The organism is Variovorax sp. 01T439_2, from assembly GCF_056398445.1.
Genome location: NZ_JBFTPJ010001279.1, coordinates 1 through 1,222, shown reverse-complemented (window position 1 = coordinate 1,222; position 1,222 = coordinate 1). Strand labels below are relative to the sequence as shown.

General features: G+C 67.0%; 2 protein-coding genes. Both read left to right on the top strand.

Features of this window, described 5'->3' with window-relative positions; translation table 11 throughout:
• The first annotated feature begins 51 nt into the window (after positions 1 to 51).
• A complete protein-coding gene (locus AC1DOC_RS34270; RefSeq protein ID WP_478131650.1) occupies positions 52 to 924 on the top strand; it encodes a branched-chain amino acid ABC transporter permease in 873 nt (290 codons plus the stop codon).
• On the top strand, positions 921 to 1,222 hold a 302-nt coding region (locus tag AC1DOC_RS34265), incomplete at its 3' end, for an ABC transporter permease subunit (RefSeq protein ID WP_478131649.1). The genes AC1DOC_RS34270 and AC1DOC_RS34265, both read left to right, overlap by 4 nt.

Sequence of the window (1,222 nt, the reverse complement as noted above, 5' to 3'; positions counted from 1 at the left end):
CGCACGGCCCGCACCGCATACCGGGCGGATCCCACAAGGCGCACAAAGCAAATGTTCGATCTAAGCATCCTCTTCCCCTCGATCCTGAACGGCCTCACCACAGGCGCCGTGTACGCATTGATCGCGCTGGGACTCACCCTGATCTACGGCGTGCTTCACATCATCAACTTCGCCCACGGCGCCTGCCTGATGCTTGCGCTGTACGCCGTCTACTTCCTCAAGGAGCGCTGGGGCATCGACCCGTACATGGCGCTGCCCATTGCGGTGGCCGGCATGTTCGCGCTCGGCTATGCGCTGCAACGCGTCGTCATCAACCGCGCGGGCCACGGCAAGGACGAGAACATCCTGCTCGCCACGCTCGGCATTGCCATCGTCATGGAGAACCTCGCGCTGCTGYTCTTCAAGTCGGACACGCGCAGCATCGACACCGCCTAYTCGCTCAGCACCGTCGCCATCGGCCCCGCCATGATCGCCGTGCCCAAGCTCGTGGCCTTCGCGGGGGCGCTCGCCGTCTCCGGCATCCTGTTCTGGATCATGGGCCGCACCGACCTCGGCCGCGCCATCCGCGCCGTCGCCAAGGAGAAGGAAGGCGCCAAGCTCATGGGCATCGACGTCGACCATGTCTATGCCATGAGCTTCGGCATCGGCCTGGCCTGCCTCGGCGCGGCCGCCTGCTTTCTGCTGCCGGCCTACTACGTCAACCCGCAGGTGGGTGGCGGCTTCGTACTCGTGGCCTTCACCATCGTGGTGCTCGGCGGCATGGGCAGCTTCGTCGGCGCGCTCATCGGCGGCCTCCTGGTCGGCGTGGTCGAGTCGCTCGGCGGGCTGTACCTGGGCGAATCGCTCGGGCAGATAGGCATCTTCGCGATCTTCATCGGCGTGGTGCTGTTCCGTCCCCAGGGCATGTTCGGAGCCAGGGCATGAGCAGCGCACGCGCACAACTCGCGGGCATCGCGCTCTTCGCGATGCTGGTCGGCTGCGTGCCGCTCGCCACCAAGTCGGGCGTCGCGCTGAACTTCGTGATGATGGCGCTCTACGCCACGCTCATTGCGCAGGCCTGGAACATCCTCGGCGGCTTCGGCGGGCAGTTCTCGTTCGGGCATGCGCTGTTCTTCGGCACCGGCGCCTACATCCAGGCCATCGCGCAGCTGCAAGGCGGCATCAACGCCTGGGCCGCGCTGCCGCTCGCGGTGGCCGGCGCCGCGGGGGTCGGGCTCTTCGT